Annotated in this window: 17 protein-coding genes and 1 pseudogene; 11 read left to right on the top strand and 7 right to left on the bottom strand. The window is 46.7% G+C overall.

Annotation, left to right across the window (positions count from 1 at the left end; genetic code table 11):
- Nucleotides 1-341, bottom strand: a pseudogene (locus DXZ20_RS27675) (SpoIID/LytB domain-containing protein); the annotation flags it as partial.
- Between the two features lie 409 nt (nucleotides 342-750).
- On the opposite strand from DXZ20_RS27675, the gene DXZ20_RS27680 reads away from it, so the two are divergent.
- Together DXZ20_RS27680 and DXZ20_RS27685 are read left to right on the top strand one after the other, a co-directional pair.
- Complete coding sequence (locus DXZ20_RS27680; RefSeq protein WP_163660363.1) at nucleotides 751-1233, top strand: Dps family protein; 483 nt, start codon at nucleotides 751-753, stop codon at nucleotides 1231-1233.
- 309 nt (nucleotides 1234-1542) lie between these two features.
- Complete coding sequence (locus DXZ20_RS27685; protein ID WP_163702310.1) at nucleotides 1543-2700, top strand: aminotransferase class V-fold PLP-dependent enzyme; 1158 nt, start codon at nucleotides 1543-1545, stop codon at nucleotides 2698-2700.
- Between the two features lie 8 nt (nucleotides 2701-2708).
- Here DXZ20_RS27685 and DXZ20_RS27690 read toward each other — a convergent pair whose 3' ends face one another.
- A complete protein-coding gene (locus tag DXZ20_RS27690) occupies nucleotides 2709-2915 on the bottom strand; it encodes a hypothetical protein (RefSeq protein ID WP_163702312.1) in 207 nt (68 codons plus the stop codon).
- A gap of 254 nt (nucleotides 2916-3169) precedes the next feature.
- On the opposite strand from DXZ20_RS27690, the gene DXZ20_RS27695 reads away from it, so the two are divergent.
- On the top strand, nucleotides 3170-3853 hold the full coding sequence (locus DXZ20_RS27695) for a helix-turn-helix domain-containing protein (protein ID WP_163660357.1): 684 nt from the start codon (nucleotides 3170-3172) through the stop codon (nucleotides 3851-3853).
- Here DXZ20_RS27695 and DXZ20_RS27700 read toward each other — a convergent pair.
- A complete protein-coding gene (locus DXZ20_RS27700; RefSeq protein ID WP_163660355.1) occupies nucleotides 3843-4196 on the bottom strand; it encodes a CU044_2847 family protein in 354 nt (117 codons plus the stop codon). The genes DXZ20_RS27695 and DXZ20_RS27700 overlap by 11 nt on opposite strands.
- A 437-nt stretch (nucleotides 4197-4633) precedes the next feature.
- Between DXZ20_RS27700 and DXZ20_RS27705 the strand changes: the two genes are divergently transcribed.
- The 6 genes from DXZ20_RS27705 (at nucleotide 4634) to DXZ20_RS27730 (ending at nucleotide 10219) form a co-directional block, all read left to right on the top strand.
- Nucleotides 4634-5095 (top strand): Fur family transcriptional regulator, encoded by a 462-nt coding sequence (locus tag DXZ20_RS27705; RefSeq protein WP_163660353.1) that lies wholly within the window; start codon nucleotides 4634-4636, stop codon nucleotides 5093-5095.
- Nucleotides 5096-5450: 355 nt separating this feature from the next.
- Nucleotides 5451-6191 (top strand): alpha/beta fold hydrolase, encoded by a 741-nt coding sequence (locus DXZ20_RS27710; protein ID WP_163660351.1) that lies wholly within the window; start codon nucleotides 5451-5453, stop codon nucleotides 6189-6191.
- 138 nt (nucleotides 6192-6329) lie between these two features.
- Complete coding sequence (locus tag DXZ20_RS27715) at nucleotides 6330-6905, top strand: Crp/Fnr family transcriptional regulator (protein WP_006513766.1); 576 nt, start codon at nucleotides 6330-6332, stop codon at nucleotides 6903-6905.
- Between the two features lie 229 nt (nucleotides 6906-7134).
- Nucleotides 7135-7899, top strand: a complete 765-nt coding sequence (locus tag DXZ20_RS27720) for a histidine phosphatase family protein (protein ID WP_163661684.1) — start codon at nucleotides 7135-7137, stop codon at nucleotides 7897-7899.
- Between the two features lie 590 nt (nucleotides 7900-8489).
- Nucleotides 8490-9548 carry a Fe(3+) ABC transporter substrate-binding protein gene (locus tag DXZ20_RS27725; RefSeq protein ID WP_163702321.1) on the top strand — a complete coding sequence of 353 codons (1059 nt, stop codon included), beginning with the start codon at nucleotides 8490-8492 and terminating at the stop codon, nucleotides 9546-9548.
- Between the two features lie 224 nt (nucleotides 9549-9772).
- Entirely contained in the window at nucleotides 9773-10219 is a 447-nt protein-coding gene (locus DXZ20_RS27730) for an SRPBCC family protein (RefSeq protein WP_163702323.1), read from the top strand.
- Nucleotides 10220-10231: 12 nt separating this feature from the next.
- Here DXZ20_RS27730 and DXZ20_RS27735 read toward each other — a convergent pair whose 3' ends face one another.
- The 3 genes from DXZ20_RS27735 to dpsA all read right to left on the bottom strand — a co-directional run bounded on the left by DXZ20_RS27735 (nucleotide 10232) and on the right by dpsA (nucleotide 12481).
- A complete protein-coding gene (locus tag DXZ20_RS27735) occupies nucleotides 10232-11002 on the bottom strand; it encodes a hypothetical protein (protein WP_163702325.1) in 771 nt (256 codons plus the stop codon).
- The gene (locus tag DXZ20_RS27740) at nucleotides 10992-11576 is read right to left on the bottom strand and encodes a (2Fe-2S) ferredoxin domain-containing protein (protein ID WP_163702327.1); all 585 of its coding nucleotides are present in this window, start codon (nucleotides 11574-11576) and stop codon (nucleotides 10992-10994) included. Before DXZ20_RS27740 ends, DXZ20_RS27735 begins: the two co-directional genes overlap by 11 nt.
- A gap of 365 nt (nucleotides 11577-11941) precedes the next feature.
- Entirely contained in the window at nucleotides 11942-12481 is a 540-nt protein-coding gene (gene dpsA, locus DXZ20_RS27745; RefSeq protein WP_163702330.1) for a DNA starvation/stress protection protein DpsA, read from the bottom strand.
- A 532-nt stretch (nucleotides 12482-13013) separates the two neighbouring features.
- Here dpsA and DXZ20_RS27750 point away from each other — a divergent pair.
- Entirely contained in the window at nucleotides 13014-13226 is a 213-nt protein-coding gene (locus DXZ20_RS27750) for an Asr1405/Asl0597 family protein (protein WP_163702332.1), read from the top strand.
- Between the two features lie 432 nt (nucleotides 13227-13658).
- The gene (locus tag DXZ20_RS27755; protein WP_163702333.1) at nucleotides 13659-14687 is read left to right on the top strand and encodes a chlorophyll a/b binding light-harvesting protein; all 1029 of its coding nucleotides are present in this window, start codon (nucleotides 13659-13661) and stop codon (nucleotides 14685-14687) included.
- Nucleotides 14688-15244: 557 nt separating this feature from the next.
- Here DXZ20_RS27755 and DXZ20_RS27760 read toward each other — a convergent pair.
- Complete coding sequence (locus DXZ20_RS27760; protein WP_163702335.1) at nucleotides 15245-16909, bottom strand: ABC transporter permease; 1665 nt, start codon at nucleotides 16907-16909, stop codon at nucleotides 15245-15247.
- Nucleotides 16910-17026: the final 117 nt, after the last annotated feature.

Raw genomic sequence — 17026 nt, forward strand, 5'->3', positions numbered from 1 at the left:
TGTGCAACTTCTGCGGCAATGCCCTTTGCTATCCACTGATTTGCACTTTCTTCGGCACTTTCAAAGCTACGGTGGCTACTGAGCACCACCCATTCTTGTAAAACAGGTTGGGGTAAAGGGTTAGCCCCTACCGCCAACGTCAGCTCCTGGGTGGTAATTGTCTGGGGTTGGCCACCGGTTTCAAAGGTCACCGTTAGGGTATCGCCATTTAGGGGGGTGAGGACAAGCTGATCGTCCCGCTCTTCTCCAAACCGCTGCACCAGACCGATTTGAATTTCGGGATTGAGCGGTGCTTGGGCTAGACCACGGCTGGGAATTACAGCCAGAAAACCGACAGCCATAACTATGGCGTGTTTGCCTAAGGACCGCTTCACTATCTGCCAATGTGCCAATGCCATTTGCCCAAATGTAATAATCCCTCAAACCATAGCCCAAACCTCGATCAACTGTGTTGGTAATTTGTCTGAGTTTTATATCTAACTGATGTTGCCATGCAGTGGTGTTTTTACATTGACTGTAGTCAATAAAAAAATATTGCAAGTCGAAGTCGTTATGAGTATGATTAAGAAGGCCACAAAATACAGTCAGGCAAGGTTTCAATATCTATAATTGCTGCGCTGCACTATATTGTTTGGCCAAGCAGGTTATTGAACGTTGTGCATGTCTAAGGCTAGAGTGCTCTTGCAAAAGCAGCTGCATTTCAACTTGGACATCGTTTAAGACCCACCACTCACTATCAGGAGACTAGTCATGTCCACGTCAACTCTCCCTATTAACATTGGTATCAGTGACGATCAGCGTCAGGCGATCGCAGATGGTCTATCTCGCACCCTGGCTGATACGTACACGCTCTATCTCAAGACCCATAATTTTCATTGGAACGTGACTGGCCCTATGTTCCAGACACTTCATCTCATGTTTGAAGGGCAGTATAACGAACTGGCGCTGGCGGTGGATGCGATCGCAGAGCGTATTCGTGCCCTCGGTTTTCCTGCCCCTGGCACCTACAGTGAATATGCCAAACTCAGTTCTATTAGTGAGACTGAGGGGGTTCCCAAGGCAGAAGAGATGATCGCTCTGTTGGTTGAAGGCCAGGAGGCGGTTGCTCGCACGGCCCGTGAAGTGTTTGCGATCGCAGATGAGGCCAACGATGAGCCGACGGCTGATTTGTTGACCCAGCGGCTACAGATTCATGAGAAAAATGCGTGGATGCTACGCAGTTTGTTGCAGTAATCAATACCTGTTACTCGTGGGACTAGTCTCCGAGTAACAGGTATAACCAAGTACTTGTGTCCCCCTAACGTTGGCGAAGCCTATCCCTGTGACTAGGGGGATGACAGGGGGTAAACACTATTAGCCGAGTCTCCTCTGCCCACAGAATCTTTCTTAGGGGAGCGTGTTATTAGGCTGTTTTATTATGGGAGCAAACGCCACCTGACTAATATCCTCCACCAGCTGAACACTCCTAATTCCGTGGGCCAGTGGCGATCACAACGGTGAATATGATGACAAGATCAGGTGGTTTTCTATTGAATTTAGGATATGGCAAACTTCACGATTAACGCTCTCATCGATCGATCTAATTATCCAAGCCTTAACGATTCTGTCTATCTCAACCAGGCTTCATTAGGGCTCATTGGTCAGCCCGCTGTACAGTCAATGCACGACTTTCTTGATAAGATTGCCCGCCATGGCAATCTCAGAATGACCGATGAGGAAGAGGTGGGATTCTTTGAGTCGTTACGTCAGCGCGGTGCAAGACTCTTGAATTGTAGTCCTGATCGGCTGGCAATTATAGCCAGCGCTAGTGAATTGCTCGGTCAACTTCCCTTTTTGATTCGCCCAACATCCGGTAGTTGCATTGTTGCCGTATCAACAGATTTTCCAGCCATCACTCGCCCTTGGATTCGATATGCGGAAGAGCATGATTGCGCTCTTCGTTTTGTTGATGACATTGCAACCGAGAATCTTACAGATGGCCTGATCGATAACATCGATAGTCGTACCGCCGTTGTAGCCATCAGCTCTGTTCAGTTTTCCACTGGAACCATGGTTGATATTCCCCGGTTACGCGAAGCCTGTGGGCGTGTGGATGCAAGGCTCGTGGTCGATGTCACCCAAGCAGCAGGAATTCTGAAGATAGATTCACAGCATTGGCAGGCTGATGCTGTTGTTACCAGTGGCTATAAGTGGTTGGGGGGGCATGGTGGTGTTGCGATCGCAACCGTTGCTCCCGGTTTGCTTGAGCAAGATACACCGCTTCCAGGCTGGATGGGAACAACCAATCCGTTTGATTTTGACGCCACAACGTTAACGTTTGCCACCGGCGCACGACGCTTTACACAGTCGACGATGTCCTACATTTCGATGGTGGGCCTCACAACGGCGCTTGAAAATTTAATGACGTTGAGCGCAGGTCAACGTGAGGCCCACTCACGTCGTCTTGCCCACAGGTTAATCCAGGGAACCCAGACATACGGATGGACACCATTTCGAGCATTGGAGACTCCGTCGGCTTCTCCCCATATCGTCACGCTTGCTCACTCAGAATTTGATGTGGAGAGAGCAAGAGACGCCTTACGTCGTAACCGAATCGTTTGTGGCACGCGCAATGGTCGCATTAGGATTTCGCTTGCGCCGTATAACAATAGTGTTGATATTGATGCGTTGGTCGATGTGTTGGCTACCCTCGAAAGCTGAAGACTCTATCAGTCTTCACCGCCTTCACCCCCTTCGTCGTCGCCATCGTCGTCGTCGTCGTCTCCTTCACCGCCTTCACCGCCCTCAGGGGCCACGTCTTCAATGTCAGCAGGCTCTGTAGCTTCACCGCCTTCACCCCCACCACAAGCCGTACCAAGGGTGGCAATCATACCGACGGTTAGAAAAAGTTCTAGGGGCTTCAATCGCTTCTTCATAACTCACCTGTACTAAAAATATATTTCAAGAAATAAAACTAATTATGAGCCTATATTTATCAATATTACATGTCAATTATATAATTATTATTTCTTCACTATTAGTGGCGCTAGGAAACCGTTTGCATCATTGGGAATAGTTTTCAGCCATAGGAGCGCTCAGCTCGATGGAGTCGACGATTCTATGGCTGGCCCTAGGCACAGCAGGTTCTGGTTAAGCGGTACAATCCCATAACGCTTCATACCGCACGTCAATGTCCAACGCATCTAACCACGGTGATCCCTCAGCCAGCGAGCAGGCTCTGCAAACTATGATGCAGCAAGCCAATATCCCTAGCCAGCGGGCACTGGCCGAAAAAGCAAAGGTCTCTCGCTGGCAGGTACAACAGCTGAGGCAGGGAAATATTGACACCATGCGGGTGACTGCTTTGAAAAAGCTAGCAGCAGCTCTTGAATGCTCTCTTGCTGAGCTGTTTCAGGCATTTGACCCCGAACAGTCTACGGCAGAAATCATAGCTGCTTCCATTGGAGAGAGCACCAGTGACGAAGTTGCCCGATTGCGCCAGGAATATGCTCGTTTAGAGCAACGGTTAGAACAACAAAGCCAGTATCTACAGGAGCAATTCCAAGCGGATTCGCTGCAGGTGCTGGAATCTTGGCTGACTTATTGGCCCACAGCGGCAAAAGCCGCCACCGAGCATGACGGCTTTGATGCTAAAAAACTATTGCCTTTGGTCAAACCCGTGGAACGATTGCTGGAAAGCTGGGGGGTGACTGTTATCGGCACAGTGGGCCAACAGCTTTCCTATGATCCACAACAGCATCAATTGGTCAGGGGCATGGCCAACCCCGAAGACCTGGTACGTGTTAGCCATGTAGGATATCGCCATGGCGGTAATTTACTGCAACGGGTTAAAGTGGTGCCGCTTAATCCTTAAATGAGCATTCAACGGTAATTTGTAGATTGGCCTCGGCACTGCCCTCTGTGATATAGGGAATGCCCGATGATCCTGCTATTTTCAGACCAAACTCAAGGTTGACCTTATCGACATTACCACTGCCTAATTCTTTGAAGGCGTTTAAGACATAACGGGTGTACTGGGTAATGGTGTTTTTGACGGTTGGTAACTGGCGCTGAATGCCTGAGGAAAATGCTCCTTTAGACACCCGTCCTGGTTCCGATTCATCAGTAGGGGGGGCACTGGGGATATCGTTACGATCGGCCGCTTCAATGTAAATGGTCGTTCCGTCTTCGAGAATAATAGGCGCTAGTTGAGACATGAATAGACGTCCTGTGACGTGTAGATGCTGTTCTTTCTATGCCCATTTTCTAAGAGTTACTACCGTTGATATATGCAACCCCTTGGCATGCTTTGGATTTGCCCCCTCCCTCACTATTGAAAATCTATATTATTTATGTGACGTGGGATACGAGAAGCCGCCAGCGATCTTTAATAGAAACTATCGTTAACTGTCTGGGCATTGAATTATGGTTATCGCAATGCTGATTTTTTGTAGAAGGCGTTAGATTAGTCGATAAACTAGGTATTTAATAGGCATTTTCGGCAATTGCGCTAGCTATTTAACATAAAAAACTTGACCAATCTAGGTCCTCTAAATAAGAATGAGTATCAATCTTGTTAATGCGAACTAGTCCATGGCGGAGTGCATAGCCCAAATAGCGTGGCTCAGGCGAAGCCTTTCCAAAGGAGAATCCCATGTCTTTCTATTCTGATGATGTATGGAAAGCCGAGCTTAATGCCCGAGGCTACCGCTCTACGCCTCAGCGTCAGAAGATTCTCAGTATTTTTCAGACCCTAAGTCAAGGCAATCATCTGAGTGCTGAGGATCTTCACGATGTTCTTAGAGAAGATGGCGAACGCATTAGTCTGTCAACGGTATATAGGACGTTGCATCTATTGGTGTATATGGGTTTATTGAGGGAATTAGAATTGGCTGAAGGACATAAGCATTACGAACTCAACCGCCCTCTGCGGGATCACCATCACCATTTGGTGTGTGTTCAATGTGGTCAAACCCTGGAATTTCAGGAAAATAATATTGATCGGATTGGTCAAGGACAGGCAGATAGCTCTGGCTACCATGTTTTAGATTGTCAGCTAATGCTCTACGGTGTCTGCCCTAGCTGTAAATCACGGGGCAAGGTCTCCTGTGGGTAGCCTAACTAATTGGAAGAATTCTTAATAATTCTGTCATCACACTTAATTCAGTAAGCTGAAGCCTTTTTCTCCAAGCGCTTCAGCTTTTTTATTATTCAGCTATCGAGATCTATTCCTATTTATCCAAAAGTGATTTATACTAACTTCGAAGCTTATTGAAATCTATAATCAATAAGCTGGTGGGCTTGGGAGGTTTCAATGTGGCCATGATTGGTTTGTTTCTAGTGGGGGCAAACGTTTGCCACTAGTTGCTTATTTCAGAAATAACGTTGAGAAGTGACGTTGTCGTCATCCAGGTTGTTTTACCAAATATCAAAACCCGTTAATCAGATTGTTGCGTTAATCATTATTGTCTATGTCTTACTTTCCCTCTGCGTTGTGGTTGACGGTTAGTCCTAATCTCAAGAGATTTGACCAGAGATTATTGTGTCGTCTGTCAAAGCGAGTTTCCATCGCTCGCTGGGAATATATTCAAACGGCTGATGAGCCCTGTTGTTTAGAGGTGGCCATCAGTTTGTTGCATGACTATTTGCATAAGAATTTTGTACATACCAAGCAGCCGATAGATTTAATAGGACATGGTTTGAGTGGCGTTGTGGGCTGGCTTTATGCCCAGCGATATCCAGAACATGTTAGATCGTTGACGCTGTTGTCTGTGGCAGCTAGTCCAGGGGTTAATTGGCACGCACACTACTATGCTTTGCGACAGTTGTTGCCCTGTAGTCGTGAAATTGTGTTGGCCCAGATGGCGCGAATGTTGTTTGGTCAACGCAGTTGTGATATCACCCGCGTATTGGTCGAAATGCTGCAACAAGATTTAGATTCAGGGCTCGCTATCCATTCTTTGGTGAAGTGTCAAGATATTGAGTCAACCCAGATTCAGCCTCCATTGTTGGTATGTCAAGGGGGTAATGATGCCGTTGTGAATGGTTCGGAACGTTGGCAGTCGTTGCTGAAGCCCAGCGATCGCATATGGACCTGTCCTGAAGGCCATCATTTCTTTCACTTTGATCAGCCGCGTTTAGTCGAATCCACCATCCTGCACCATTGGCAACAGGTAGAACAGTTAAGCCGTGCTGCTGTATTAAATCACTAGTGTTGCTGGTTCTTGGGAGGGTCTAATCTGAAAAATACTGATGTAGGACAATCTTGCTAGATCGATTCATCCTTTAAATCAGCAACGGAGATTACTAACTTTCTAGCTATATCCCATGTTGTAAACACTCTATTCACTATGTCTTCAACGCTGTTACAACCCAATTATCGTTTTAAGCGTCGCGATCGCATCTCTGTTGACACGTGTACACTTTGGCAAGTGCGCTCTGGGTTAGTGCGTACGGTCACATGGAGTGAAGAGGGTGAAATTGTTGTTCTGGGTTTATGGAGCCCAGGCAGTGTTATTGGCGTTCCCATCAGTCAAGTGGAACCCTGTGAATTACAGTGTTTGAGTGCCGTTGAACTGATTCGACTACCCCTAGATTATCCCCTCACAATTGATATGCTGCTCAAGCATACGGCCCAGGTTAATCGCTTATTACAAATTATGCACTGCCGCCAGGTACAAGATCGATTGCTGCAGTTTACCTGTTGGTTAGCAGAGAATTTTGGTCAACCCACGAGCCATGGCCGGTTGATCACTATCAGATTAACCCATCAAGAAATTGCTGAAACCATTGGTACTTCAAGAGTTACCATCACCCGATTTATTAAACAACTGGAGGCCACTGGGCTTATGCGCTGGTCTGGTAGAGAACGATTTGTCAGCAATAAAGCCCTTAAGGCTCACCACAGAGAATTGATGATTGCCTAAACATCATCATAAAGAGGTCCCATAAGGTCCGTAACGCGTTAGTGCCTGTGTTGATTGTCGGTCAGCACAGGTTTTTTCTCCTGTAATGCTGGAGTAATTTTTTAGGTGTGTTGACAACAGAATCGGCAGCTAATCGATATTTTAATGGATGTCAACATTTTTATTTGACATCCACTCTCAATAGTGTAATTAATCTGTAATGACTGTTTTAAACAGATGGAGAGTGATGATGAGACAACCAAAAGCTGTTGAGTTATTTTTAACCCTTGGTCTTACAGTGGCTCTTGTGGGATGTGGTGGTGGAACGACGACTGGTGACGCTGCTGATACAGCGACCGATGCACCCGTCGCTGAGATTGCTGAAGGCGGGGAAGGCGGAGAAGGTGGAGAAGGTGGAGAAGGCGGTGCTGACTACAGTGCTGGAGAGCAGGCCAATGCTGATTTTCAGGACCAACTAACTGGCGCGGATTTATTGGCTGCACTGCAAGAAGGCGGTCATGTGATCTATTTCCGACATGCTCAAACAGAGCGTGACTATGCGGATCAGGCTGATCCCAACATGGACCTCAACGACTGTGAAACCCAGCGTAAACTCAACGATGTGGGTATACAGCAGTCAAAGGATATTGGCGCGGCCTTTGAAGAAAAAGCAATTCCAGTGGGTGATGTCATCTCCAGTGACTACTGCCGGGCATGGCAGACAGCGGATTTAGCCTTTGGTCGCCATGAGAAGAATTCCAAGCTAAACTTCCTGCCTTTTGAGGAATACACCGATGCTCAGGTGGAAGAAATGCAGGATAACGTGATGCCACTGCTGACAGCGGTACCTGAGGCTGGGCAAAACACGGTCATTGTTGGTCATGACGATATTTTTGAAGCTGCAACGGGTATCTATCCGGCCCCCCAAGGGTTAGCCTATGTGCTCACCCCCGATGGTGCTGGAAGTTTTGAACTGGTTGCCAATATGCTGCCTGAAGAATGGGCCGATCTATAATCTCCCTTTTAACCCATTAACTTTCCTTAACGCACACATGTGGTCCGATGGAGTCGTTTTCTCCATCGGATTTTCTGCCTAGAACATTGATATTGGTTATCAACTATATATTCTATAGAAAATAGATTAGTTAAACTTATTATGATTACTACCTGGCTTAACGTGTGTCTAAAGCTGGTGAAATTACCATAAACAAAGGATTTATCGCTTCTGTAAGCGATAAATCCGCTTAAATGCGTGTTCAGTTTATTAGCTATTGATGTCAATAAGCTTCTGTGGGATAATCCTTTGGCATCTGTGAAATTACTGAAAGTGGGAGTCAATAACTACGTTCATGCTCAGTAATGGAGCGCTTAGATATATCGCCAGCCCGATATTTAAGCACGACAAGGATGGCTACTGATACAAGCGGGATTTGTATCGTTGCTCACCTTAGTCTCAGTGAGCAGAAATTGATGATTTTTGCAACCAGTTTGTTTTTGGGTTTTCATCTGTTAAAAGTAATCACCATGCAGAATGATAATTAATCCTAATAAACGATGCGTATTGATGGCGTTGTTCGCCTGTAGTCACCAGAAGGATCGGAATCTATGAAATTTTCACGGCGTTCTCTTTTGATTAGCGGTGCTGGTTCAACAGCAGCGTTTGCAGCAACTCAGGTGTTTGCCCCTAAGCGGGGGGGTGCGCAAACGGGTGAAGTAAACCTGTATTCTTCTCGCCATTACAACACCGATGACACGCTCTACAAGGAGTTTACTGAGCGCACAGGGATTCGGGTTAATTTGTTAGAAGGTAAGGCTGATGAGCTGTTAGAGCGTCTTAAGGCAGAAGGTGATCGCAGCCCAGCTGATGTGTTTATGACCGTGGATGCAGGCCGGCTCTGGCGAGCTGATCAAGAGGGTGTCTTTGCACCCGTATCTTCCACCATTCTAGAAGAGCGTATTCCTGAGAGTCTACGTCACCCTGATGGCCATTGGTTTGGTGTCAGCAAGCGGGCACGGGTGCTGATGTACAACAAAGATTTAGTGGATCCTTCTGAGCTATCTACCTATGAAGCACTGGCAGATTCTCGCTGGCGTGGCAAGATTTTGACCCGCTCTTCCAGCAACATCTACAGTCAGTCTTTGACGGCGTCTATGGTTTCTGTCCATGGTGCAGCAGATGCTGAAGATTGGGCGACCGGACTGGTGGCTAATTTTGCACGTCAACCTGAGGGTAATGATCGGGCCCAAATTGAAGCGGCAGCCGCTGGCATCGGGGCAATTGCGATCGCAAACACGTACTATCTGCCCCGCTACGCCAAGGACAGCGATCCCGCTAAGCAAGAGATTTTCAAGAAGATCGGTGTGTTCTTCCCCAACCAGGGTGAAAATGAGCGGGGGACCCATGTCAACATTAGCGGTGCTGGTGTGGTTAAGTCTGCACCCAACCGTGAGAATGCTGTTAAATTCTTGGAATATCTTGCCAGCGATAATGCCCAGGCATTCTTTGCCCAGGGCAACAATGAGTACCCCGTTGTTGAAGGAATTCCTGTGGATCCTGTTGTGGGCGAATTTGGCACCTTTAATGCCGATACCCTCAATGTGAATCAGCTCGGCGAGAATCAGTCTGAAGCTGTGCGCATTATGGACCGTGTAGGTTGGGTATAAAGGTTATAGGCTTTCATCAGATTGGTCCGGACCACTGGGTTCGGGCCAAAGTTCCCCTTCTCGCCAAGCTCCTCGATATGTCACAGGGCATATCGAGGAGCTTAGTGGGTCATGTCAGCAATTAAGAACACTGCATGGCAAACAGAATCTAAGGGTTTAAATGCCGATGTGAGAGGCTTGATTACACTTGAGATGCTGCTTGAAGTGCCATCATCTCTATTGAAATGACCTCAATTACCGTCACTCGTAAAATTCTGGCTCCGGTATCCGTCGTGTTTAATGCGGTTGCTGATCCTAGCCAATTTGCCCAAGCAATCTCTGGGGAAACCAAAGTTGAGTTTTTGTCAGAGAACAAATTAGGCGTGGGCACCCGGTTCCGTCAGTCGCGGGTACTTAATGATAAAGAGACAATGATGGAATTTGAGGTGACTGAATCCGTCCAAAATGAGCAGGTCCGAATTATTAACGAGACCAATGGCACATTGTGGGATTCTATCTTCATCATCATTCCCTTTGGTCAGTTCAGCACATTAATCATTCAAATGGAGGCCATCAGCAAAAAATTGTTTCCTAAACTGCTTCTGCCCATAGTGATGCCGCTATTTATCAAAAAAGCGGTGGAAAAAGATCTAGATGATTTAAAGTCATTTTGTGAGCAAAAGCTATCCTAGTCTTCAGTGGGGTTAGCTCCCACTCTGTGGACTATCTCCCAATGTCTGTAACTCTTGCTGGGTAATGATGCGCGGCGTAATAATATAGATTGCTGTCCTTAATCCTTCCCCAAACACATTCAGGTACTTAATCTCAGCCTTATCGGGTAAACGCATCTCAAAAATTCTGTGGTTACGCACATCAGAATCATCGTTTCCCTCATAGGGGGTTAACTCATAGCCCTGAGCTTCTAATCTGTTTGTGATGTCTTGCACAGCGTCTATATAGTTTTGACCTTCAGCTGTGCGACAGTTTTCTAAGCCATAACAGCCTGCCTGTGAACCTGCCAGGTGGGGAAAATCATTGCCAAATTGAAATGCAATCCCAGCCTCTGGCTCACTATTTTCAGGGTCTAGTTCATCCTCATCAGAAAGCTCAATCGGTTGTTCTACCGCTTCAGGCTCCTCCAAATCTTCTAAAGCGTCTTCAATAATCGACAGATCCTCCATTGCCGACCCATTATCGGGTACCTGGATCAGGGGAGGGGGCTCAACAGGTTCAAGCTCTTGTACGGTGGGCGCTTCAGGTTGAAGTGGAGGATCGGACTGGGGGATTATCGGTAGAGTCGTAATAGCGATCGCACCACTTTCCTCAATCACCTCCTCCGGGTCAGACTCTACGGGCATTGACCACCATTGGGGCATGGGCAACAGCAGCAGCCCCCCGTGGAGAAACACCGATAACAGCACCAATGCTCCCAATCCCCCAGGCAAACGCAATGGCAAAGAGGGTTTAACCAACATTACTCTGCTGCTGAAAATGCTCAGCAATCACCCCAGGGATCTGACCAGGCTTGACTTTCGTATAGCGCTGCTTTTGGGGCATCACCACCATATTCGGTCCCGCTTTGCACTTATCCATACAGCCCGTCAGCTTAACGTCAACTGAGTCGGTTAAACCATAATGTGCGAGGGTGGATTTTACTTCACGGCAGACCTGAGACGCCCCCCGTTTCCGACAACTGGACTTCTGACAAATTAAGATCTTTGGCTTCTTCTGTTTAGCCTTAGGCGGTGGCGTTGAAGCTACCGAGTTGGCGGGAGGAGTCACGACATCCGAAGGCTTAACCCGAATGACTTCTTTTGCCTTTAGTTTAGGCTCACCGGTTTCTTGATCAATGGACCGATCACCGATCACCCGAATCCAGTCACCGACCTGCAGGTAGCGAAACAGCATCAACCGTACAGATTTAGGTAGCTTAACCGCATACTGATCATCAGCTCCATGCAGGCTTAAGTACTTAAACGGAGACTTACTCCCCGCCATAAACCCTTCAAAACGGCCTTCCAGACAGAATATTTGTTTCTCTTTTGCCATGCCAGTCTGCGTAGCTTACTACGGCTAGTCTAACTCAGATCCCCATGCTTATTGAGACTAGTTCCTTTAAAATTAGCCAAATTAAATCTAGGACAAACTCCTATTAGTAAAGGCTATTGAATACTGACATACCCGATCGATCTGCCAGGTAGTGGTGAAAACCCTAGTGAATAAAAGCATATGGTTGCTTAGAAAACATTGATAGCTATTGACATGCTGGCTATGTGTAGAAAAATGTCCCAGCTTCTTGACACTTATTTTCATTTGCTGTTCAATTGGAACTGGGAATATTTTTCAAATGGAAACCATTAAAAAACCTCCCCTTAGGGGAGGCCGGTCTTTGTTTGGGTTGTTTCTAGGGTTGGCTAGTTGTTAATGACAACTAAAGTATCATTGGCCAAGAAATTATTGAGGTGATAAGCGCGTTCTTCTGTCTTTAGCAGGATCGTTTCATACAAATAACGGGTGGCGCGATCCCCCACGCTCTCAGCTTGGGCAGCCTGGCGACGTAGAACTGTAATTATTGCCTGTTCTCCAGCCAAATCGTTTTCGACCATTTGGCGACAGCGATAGATACCATCAGGTTCTGGGGTAAAGCAGCACAGCTCAGCTAGTTTGCTAAAGCTGGCAGCCGGTACTCCACCCAGTCCATCTAAGCGTTCACCGACGTCGTGAACATGGCCTTGTACCTGGTCATAACTTTCTTCAAAATAGTTATGCAGCTGGTAAAATTCGGCCCCTTCTACGACAAAGTGATGTTTTTGGTACTGAATATACATTGCCTGAAAACTGGCTAAAAGGATATTCAGACCTTCACATACAGGTGCTGTGATGGATTGTTCTAGCGCGATCGCGTTCTCTGTAACTTCACCAAAGGGGGTAACTAGTGCGGATAAGCTAACCATGTATGACTCCTTGAAAGGATTTAAGCGTGATGTCAAAGCTCGACTGAGCTGATTATTGCAGCATAGTTGAATTGTTCGTATTCCCTATGTTAGCTCACCAAAACCAACTAAAAGCACTGGTATGTATGGGCTTTACTGTTGTCACGTGAGACGTATTCGCAATAGTAGCTCCCTATAACCAAGGGCAGACTAGGGATTTACCCACTTTTGTCACCACCCACGTTTCATTAGCTTTTCTGCTGATGCAATTAGCTTCTAGTTATTTTGTTACGGCTGATTAGAAAGTAATAACGATTAATGACTGAATTTCTATTTTATTTATTTATTAAGTACTTAGAAGAGATTTGCACCTGACCTAGAAGAGTTTGTCGGCGTCTGACTTGAAATCTTTTAGAAATGAGGCTTATAAGCGTTTTATATATTGCTGTTGCCAATGGTTGCCAGGACCACTTTTTAAAATTCAATGACATGTGTTCAATGGTTGGTCATGTCCTGGTAACTCCAGTCCCTATCAAATCTATTGAGTAGTTCTATGGTTGAAATTGATTGTTGTGAGCGGTGGGAAGCCTATTTTCGATTAAAGGAGTTGGGCATTACCTGTGATTGTAAGAGTTACCAACCCCTCAGAGTTCATGTTGTGTCAGCGAACGAAGCAATCCAGGTGTGGTGTGTGACCAATCGTTTGGCTCAGTCACGACAAAGTCTTGCAACTTGGTTAGAAGGCTGTCTAACTCTGGTGCAATAGTCCAATTAACTATCGGTGTTGCTGATCCCCGGGAGGATTTAATCTAAAAAAGATTGACTTAGGGCAAATTTACTAGCTCGATAATCCCCTAAATCAGCAACAGCTAAATATCCTCTCAATCTGGATGGCATTTGCCATCCTTTTTTGTTGGGAATTTTTCTCTTTATAAAACAGGGAAATCGATCTAAAAGCTTGACTTTTATAAGCTATAATCCTTGCATGTCATCTAATTAAATGTTTCTTAGATCACTATTATTAAGAATAGATCTCATTAGTTGCTAAAAGAAGCTTTATGGGACAAGCTAGTCTCAGCCATTGAAAATAATTTAGTTAGCAGATTGTTTTCAATCAGGATTTGTTGTTGCACCGTGACATCTATCTCCCTAGGCAACAACATAACTATCGTAGTTATTCGGAGACATCATCACTATTATGCAAGCGTATGGTGAATCAAGTCCGACTTACGACTGGTGGGCGGGTAACTCTCGCTTTGCTGATAAGTCTGGACTGTTTATATCAGCTCATGTGGCTCAAGCAGCCCTCATTACATTTTGGGCCGGTGCCTTTACCCTGTTTGAGCTATCGACCTATAATTCCTCTTTGCCCATGGGGGAACAGGGGTTAATTTTGTTGCCCCATCTTGCCAGCCTGGGGCTAGGTGTCAGCGATGGCATTATGGTTGATACGTACCCTGCTTTTGTTGTTGGCGCTGTGCACCTGGTTTCTTCTGCTGTACTGGCTGCCGGTGCCCTGTTCCATTTAGTTAAAGGTGAAGAAGACTTAAGCAAAGCCTCCGGTAGAGCCAAGAAATTCCATTTTAGTTGGGAAGATCCTAAGAAGCTGGGCTTCATCTTAGGGCATCATCTGCTGTTTTTAGGTATGGGTGCCATTCTATTGGTCCTATGGGCGACAAAATGGCATGGTCTTTATGATCCAGCTTTGGGTGAGGTTCGTTTGGTTACCAATCCCACATTAGATATTGCCACCATCTATGGCTACCAAACTCATTTTGCTAGCATTGATAACTTGGAAGACTTGGTGGGAGGCCATGCCTTCGTTGGCACCCTGTTAATTCTGGGTGGAATCTGGCATATTCTTGTACCTCCCCTCGGTTGGGCCAAGAGAGTACTCTCTTTCTCAGGGGAAGCTATCCTTTCCTACTCTTTAGGGGGGATTGCCCTAGCCGCATTCGTTGCTGCCTATTTCTGCGCCGTTAATACTCTGGCCTATCCCGTTGAATTTTATGGCCCCGTATTAGACACAAAGCTTGGGGTGTCTCCGTATTTTGCAGACACTATTCAACTACCCTTGGATGCCCATACGGCTCGGTGTTGGCTGGCTAATACCCACTTTTTCTTAGGGTTCTTCTTTCTACAGGGCCATCTATGGCATGCACTACGGGCAATTGGCTTTGACTTTAAACGAGTCAACAAGGCTCTAGATAGTATTGCCCAGGCCTAACGCTCTTAAATTTCCGACAGTTTAAGGGCTCATTAAGAAATTCTCCTCTCTCAACTTGGCCTGTACTTAGCAGTACAGGCTTTTTTGTTGAAATGGATCTTAATTGCCCCTATTGATTTTTATTTTTATTTACGGGAAACGTAGTATATGTGCCGTTTAGAGCGTCTAAACTTTTTGACTCCCATGGACGAGCGGGAATGCCTACGCCACTGCTCGTATCTAGATTTATAACACCAAAGCCAGGATAGTCTGAGCCCCCAGGCAGAGACTGCTATAAAGCAAACAATAAACAGCCAACCATGCCAGTTCATAAATTAAGATGCCTTAAGGGAGCATTTTTGCGTCAATGTAACGCATTTACTTGACCACCATTCTTCTCACTTATGATAACGGATCTCAATAAAATCACAAACTTAAGCGTGACATTCCCCCAATTGCTTTTACAAAAAGCAAACTGGCTCAGGTGAGCTATCCCCAGCCAGTTTGCTGGATAGCTGGGATTGCATCGTGGCCAGCCACGTTAGTCAGCTAGTAAGAATGGTCGTTACACCCTCAATCTATCTCTCGCGGGCAATACGCCAGCTCAACAAGATAACGGGTAACAACCCCACCAGCAAAATCATTAATGCTGGAGCCGATGCTTCCACTAGACGTTCATCAGAGGCATATTGATAGACTCTGACTGCCAGGGTGTCAAAGTTAAAGGGGCGCATAACCAGGGTGGCTGGTAGCTCTTTCATGACGTCTACAAACACCAACATAATGGCTGTTAGTAAACTGCTGGCCATGAGGGGGGTGTGGATTTTGACCAGGGTTTGACTAGGAGCACAGCCCAGGCTACGGGCAGCGTCATCTATGGTGGGGCGAATTTTGGCCAGACCTGATTCAACGGTCCCTAAGGCCACAGCAAGAAATCTGACTAAATAGGCAAAGATTAGGGCCACAATTGTGCCACTCAGAATTAATCCCATTGAATGTCCTGTACTGGCTTCTACCCAGGCTGCCAGTCCCTTATCGAGTTTGACAATGGGAATCAAAATACCCACAGCAATGACTGCACCGGGGACAGCATATCCCATGGAGGCCAGACGCACCCCAAGACTGACAGTGCGTTGTTTACTCAAACGTTCGCCATAGGCTAAAACTAGAGCGACGATGACACCTATACCAGCGGTGAGTCCTGACAAAATTAGGCTATGACGAGCCAGCTCAAAGAAGCGATTATCCAGGGTCTCATCCAGATGAGTGAGGGTCATGTGGGCCAGTAACCCACCGGGTAACAGTAACCCTAGGGTAATTAGCAGTCCGCAGGCTAAGGTCGCTCCCCAGGCGCGAATGCCTTGTAGATTGTAGGGTTGAGGTCGCTGAACACTGTTTTTTGCCTGATAATATTTTGCCTGTCGTCGCGACCAGCGTTCTAGAATAATCAGCACAAAAATGAAGACCATCAACATGGCAGACAGTTGGGCAGCGGCCACTTGGGCACCCATGCCAAACCAGGTGCGATAAATGCCAGTGGTAAAGGTGGCGACACCAAAATAGTCAACAGTGCCAAAATCGCTCAGGGTTTCCATTAATGCCAGCGATAGTCCTGCCATAATCGCTGGGCGCGCTAAGGGTAAGGCCACTTTAAAGAAACTGCGCCAGGGGCTACAACCCAGGGAACGACTGGCTTCTAAGGTGCATACTGACTGTTCTAGAAAGGCTACCCGTGCCAGCATATACACATAGGGATAGAGGGTGAAGCTAAACATGACAATGGCCCCACCCACCGAACGCACGTCGGGAAACCAATAATCGGTGACAGACTGCCAGCCAAATTGCGATCGCAACCAAATTTGCACCGGGCCATAATAATCCAGCCAGTCCGTATAGGTATAGGCCAGCAGATAGGCCGGTGCAGCCAGCGGCAATAGCAGACCCCATTCAAATAAACGACCGCCTGGGAAACGACACATGGTTACCAACCAAGCCGTCGAAATGCCTAAAAACAGCACCCCAGCCCCCACCCCCACCATCAAGACCAGAGAATGGGTAATGTACTGGGTCAGTACCGTTGAAGCCAGGTGACTAAAGACCCCCTCACTATGGGAAAACACACTGCCCAGGACCACTAGAATAGGAGATGCCACTAACATGGCAATTAGCCACACTGTAATGATCCAGCCATTAATCGCAGGCAGATAATCACGAGATGCTTTGGGGGTGACGGGCAAAGTCATAAAGAATGAGGTCAACGTGTAGTTGGTTTATTGTCAGCTACAGCCGGTCTTTGCAGCAACTACAGGTTGTCAATAGTGAAGGTGTGAACGGAGGATAAGCTTGGCATAGCGTTGGGA

Source organism: Adonisia turfae CCMR0081, from assembly GCF_011009555.1.
GTDB classification, from domain to species: domain Bacteria; phylum Cyanobacteriota; class Cyanobacteriia; order Phormidesmidales; family Phormidesmidaceae; genus Leptothoe; species Leptothoe turfae.

Coding starts and splice junctions, on each gene's coding strand:
- DXZ20_RS27750 (WP_163702332.1), top strand. CDS start 13,014: ATGGTTGAAATTGATTGTTGTGAGCGGTGGGAAGCCTATTTTCGATTA.
- DXZ20_RS27730 (WP_163702323.1), top strand. CDS start 9,773: ATGACCTCAATTACCGTCACTCGTAAAATTCTGGCTCCGGTATCCGTC.
- DXZ20_RS27735 (WP_163702325.1), bottom strand. CDS start 11,002: ATGTTGGTTAAACCCTCTTTGCCATTGCGTTTGCCTGGGGGATTGGGA.
- DXZ20_RS27720 (WP_163661684.1), top strand. CDS start 7,135: ATGAGACAACCAAAAGCTGTTGAGTTATTTTTAACCCTTGGTCTTACA.
- DXZ20_RS27695 (WP_163660357.1), top strand. CDS start 3,170: ATGTCCAACGCATCTAACCACGGTGATCCCTCAGCCAGCGAGCAGGCT.
- DXZ20_RS27705 (WP_163660353.1), top strand. CDS start 4,634: ATGTCTTTCTATTCTGATGATGTATGGAAAGCCGAGCTTAATGCCCGA.
- dpsA (WP_163702330.1), bottom strand. CDS start 12,481: ATGGTTAGCTTATCCGCACTAGTTACCCCCTTTGGTGAAGTTACAGAG.
- DXZ20_RS27690 (WP_163702312.1), bottom strand. CDS start 2,915: ATGAAGAAGCGATTGAAGCCCCTAGAACTTTTTCTAACCGTCGGTATG.
- DXZ20_RS27760 (WP_163702335.1), bottom strand. CDS start 16,909: ATGACTTTGCCCGTCACCCCCAAAGCATCTCGTGATTATCTGCCTGCG.
- DXZ20_RS27715 (WP_006513766.1), top strand. CDS start 6,330: ATGTCTTCAACGCTGTTACAACCCAATTATCGTTTTAAGCGTCGCGAT.
- DXZ20_RS27740 (WP_163702327.1), bottom strand. CDS start 11,576: ATGGCAAAAGAGAAACAAATATTCTGTCTGGAAGGCCGTTTTGAAGGG.
- DXZ20_RS27725 (WP_163702321.1), top strand. CDS start 8,490: ATGAAATTTTCACGGCGTTCTCTTTTGATTAGCGGTGCTGGTTCAACA.
- DXZ20_RS27710 (WP_163660351.1), top strand. CDS start 5,451: ATGTCTTACTTTCCCTCTGCGTTGTGGTTGACGGTTAGTCCTAATCTC.
- DXZ20_RS27685 (WP_163702310.1), top strand. CDS start 1,543: ATGGCAAACTTCACGATTAACGCTCTCATCGATCGATCTAATTATCCA.
- DXZ20_RS27700 (WP_163660355.1), bottom strand. CDS start 4,196: ATGTCTCAACTAGCGCCTATTATTCTCGAAGACGGAACGACCATTTAC.
- DXZ20_RS27755 (WP_163702333.1), top strand. CDS start 13,659: ATGCAAGCGTATGGTGAATCAAGTCCGACTTACGACTGGTGGGCGGGT.
- DXZ20_RS27680 (WP_163660363.1), top strand. CDS start 751: ATGTCCACGTCAACTCTCCCTATTAACATTGGTATCAGTGACGATCAG.